This window comes from Candidatus Bandiella numerosa (assembly GCF_021811875.1).
GTDB classification, from domain to species: Bacteria; Pseudomonadota; Alphaproteobacteria; order Rickettsiales; family Midichloriaceae; genus Aquirickettsia; species Aquirickettsia numerosa_A.
Map to the genome: position 1 here is coordinate 1 of NZ_JAJBJD010000116.1, position 3,531 is coordinate 3,531.

Here is a 3,531-nt window from a genome sequence, read left to right on the forward strand (position 1 = left end):
ATGCACACAATGTTTTGCAGATTAAAGCGACTATGTCCTCTAATGAGTGGAATCTTTATGAAGCAAATATTGACAATGAGTTGATTCTAAAAGTTGCTTAACGCTATCTAATATTTATGCTTCCAATATACGTAGTTGTAATTTTAACTAATAATCCATTGCGAAAAAATAACAATGAATTATTAATTGAATTATTGAGATTTTTGTTCATAATCGTGTCAACCGTAAATAAAATAGATGTAATGAAAAATTTTAATGCAGACTTAAATGTTGTTTTAGAAGCTGTTAAAAAGGCTTCAGTAAAAATCACTAAAGATTTTTATGAAGTTGAAAAATTGCAAATTTCCAAAAAGGGGGTTGCAAATTTTGTTACTAAAACAGATTTAACTGCAGAAAAAATCTTGATATACCATTTACAAAAAAGCAGACCTGAATATAGCTTTATCACAGAGGAAAGTGGTATTTTGGAAAGTACTGAAAATGATAATTTTAATCAGACGAAATACAAATGGATAATTGACCCTATTGACGGTACATTTAATTTTATGCATGGGGTGCCATTTTTTTGCATATCAGTAGCTTTGGCAAAAATTACTAAAGATGAATCAACTATTTTATTGGGAGTTGTGTGTAATCCTGTTAATAATGAAATATTTTGGGCAGGTAAGAACATGGGAGCTTTTTTAATAGATAGCATGGGAATGCAAAGGAAAATAAAGGTATCTACTCACAATGATTATGAGAGGGTAATTTGTGCTATTCATGATGATTCAAATAGCAATGCTACAATGAAAAAATACTTAAATTTTATCCACCTGAAGCATAGTAAAATTAGAATTTTTGGAGCATCTGCATTAGAAATGGCATATTTAGCAGATGGTAGGATAAATTTATTGATCCAGGGTAAGTTGCATTTATGGGATTATGCTGCAGGTCTAATACTTATTAGAGAGGCGGGGGGGGTGATTAGAGACTTAAATAGAAAGGATTTAGGACTAAATATATATGAAGGAGTTATTGCAGGAAATGATAGATTAGTAAGCGAAATTGAAAAAAATAGTTAATTTATACAAAAATAAATTTATGGAGTACGCTTTAGATCAGGCTAGAATAGCTATTGAAAAAAATGAAGTGCCTGTTGGTGCGGTGATAGTGTATAAGGATGATATAATTGCGACTAACTACAATAAAATGAGGTCAGAACATGACCCTACTGCTCATGCTGAGATTTTGTGTATAAGAGAAGCAACGAAAAAACTACAGAGATCAAATTTAAGTGATTGTGAATTGTATGTAACGCTTGAACCATGTGCAATGTGTGCGCAAGCAATTGCGTTTAGTAAAATAAAGCGGGTATATTTTGGTGCATATGATGAAAAATTTGGTGCTATTGAAAACGGAATAAGGTTATTCAATTCTAAAGTGCATAATCATATACCAGAAATATATGGTGGAATAGAGCAGCAGAAATCATCAAAAATGATGAAAGAATTTTTTTTTAAAATAAGAAAAAAGGTTTAGCATGTATATACGTATGTGGTTAAATTTATAACAATAAAATTATTAAGATGGTAGATAGTAAAAAATTTGAATTTAATAACGCCAAAGATAGTTTTTCTCAAAATAAACAAAATTGTGAATTTAAAAATTATGACTTTCCCTCTCTTAAGTTAAAAAATGACTGTATTGGCTCGTATCATTTATATTTTAATGGTAAGATTGAAAACATTGAGGCGAGTAGTGCGTACGAAGCAGCCAAAAAAACTAGTTTCAGAAATATTGATAAGATAGTATATGTAAGTGAAAATACTAGTATGAAGAATATTTTTGATCCTGATGAATTGATAACGAAAAATTAAATTTTATATGAAGACTGCGACAAGATTTGCACCAAGTCCCACAGGATTTTTACATGTTGGTAATTTAAGGACTGCTCTAATAGCATGGTTATATGCAAAGACAAATGCTGGAAAATTTATATTGAGAATTGATGATACAGATATTCATAGATCTAAAGAAATGTATATTGACGCATTAAAAGAGGATTTAAAATGGATTGGAATTGATTGGGATATTTGTTTTAGACAATCGGATAGACTTAATAAATATGAAGAGGTAAAACAAAAATTAATTGATTCAGGCAGGTTATATGCTTGTTATGAAACTGAAGAAGAATTAGCTGTTAAAAAGAAAAGTTTATTAAGTAGAAATCTGCCACCGATATATGATAGATCATCTCTAAAATTAACACTGGATGAAAAAAAAGAGCTAGAGGCCAAAGGGGTGCAACCTTATTGGAGATTTTTGCTTAACGAAGAGGAAATATCATGGAATGATAAAATTAGGGGTCAATTAAAGTTTGAAGCTAAAAATCTTAGTGATCCAGTATTAGTTAGAAATGATGGTACTCTGACATATAGCCTCGCTTCTGTAGTTGATGATATTGAATATGCTATAACTGATGTTATAAGGGGTGAAGACCATATATCTAATAGTGCTATACATATACAATTATTTAAAGCTTTATCGGCTGAGCCACCAAGTTTTAGCCATATATCGCTATTAACTACAAAAGATAAAAAATTGTCCAAAAGGGCAGGAGATTTTAGTCTTAAAGAATTGAGAGAAAAAGGTATATTGCCTTCATCTATTGCTGTGTTTTTTTCGAAAATTGGAAGCTCTGATAATATAATAGCAAAAAAGGGCATCGATCATTTGATAGAAGAATTTTCTTTTTCCAAATTAAGTAAGTCAACTGTGCAGTACGATTATAATGAATTAAAAACTTTTAATGCAAAAATGTTGCATTTATTGGATTTTGAAGAGATACAAGATGTGCTTCAAAAATTAAATATAAAAGACATGGATGAAGAATTTTGGTTGTCTATTAGGGGCAATATTAGAGGTATTGATGATATAAAATATTGGTACACAGTTTGTAGAGATGAAATTAAGACTGAAATAATAGATAAGGAATTAATTTCTTTAGCAAAAACTTTATTACCTGAAGAAAAATTTGATTTGAATACATGGGATAAATGGATAGAAGCAATAAAGGCGCATACTGATTTAAGAGGTAAAAAATTATTTATGCCTCTTAGAGTTGCTTTAACTGGTCAGGAAGATGGTCCAGAACTTAAAAATTTATTACCAATGATAAGCAAAAAACTTATACTAATTAGATTAAATAAATAAAATATTTAATAATTTGTTGTAAAATTATAGCACTTGTATATCCTCATTTCTTAAGAGATAAATATTAATAACATTGTTGGAATATGAGTAATAATCAGGTCATGATATCGAGTGCCCAAGTTAGAGCAGCAAGAGGGTTGCTAAACTGGACACAATCTGAATTAGCAGATAGGTGTAATTTAACAAAAGCAACGATTGCAAATATAGAAGGAAGCATAAATATTAGATAGCGTTAAGCAACTTTTAGAATCAACTCATTGTCAATATTTGCTTCATAAAGATTCCACTCATTAGAGGAGATAGTCGCTTTAATCTGCAAAACATTGTGTGCATTCT

At 29.9% G+C, this 3,531-nt stretch carries 5 protein-coding genes; all 5 read left to right on the forward strand.

Annotated features, from left to right (window positions below; all coding sequences use genetic code 11):
* The first annotated feature begins 116 nt into the window (after window positions 1-116).
* The 5 genes from L8D11_RS04205 (at window position 117) to L8D11_RS04225 (ending at window position 3,425) form a co-directional block, all read left to right on the forward strand.
* Window positions 117-1,064, forward strand: coding sequence for an inositol monophosphatase family protein (locus L8D11_RS04205; protein ID WP_236870425.1), 948 nt, complete (start codon window positions 117-119; stop codon window positions 1,062-1,064).
* A 19-nt stretch (window positions 1,065-1,083) separates the two neighbouring features.
* Entirely contained in the window at window positions 1,084-1,521 is a 438-nt protein-coding gene (locus L8D11_RS04210; RefSeq protein ID WP_236870429.1) for a nucleoside deaminase, read from the forward strand.
* Between the two features lie 47 nt (window positions 1,522-1,568).
* Complete coding sequence (locus L8D11_RS04215; protein WP_236870426.1) at window positions 1,569-1,859, forward strand: hypothetical protein; 291 nt, start codon at window positions 1,569-1,571, stop codon at window positions 1,857-1,859.
* Between the two features lie 7 nt (window positions 1,860-1,866).
* The gene (gltX, locus tag L8D11_RS04220) at window positions 1,867-3,195 is read left to right on the forward strand and encodes a glutamate--tRNA ligase (RefSeq protein WP_236870427.1); all 1,329 of its coding nucleotides are present in this window, start codon (window positions 1,867-1,869) and stop codon (window positions 3,193-3,195) included.
* 83 nt (window positions 3,196-3,278) lie between these two features.
* A complete protein-coding gene (locus tag L8D11_RS04225; protein ID WP_236870428.1) occupies window positions 3,279-3,425 on the forward strand; it encodes a helix-turn-helix domain-containing protein in 147 nt (48 codons plus the stop codon).
* The last annotated feature ends 106 nt before the right edge of the window (window positions 3,426-3,531 follow it).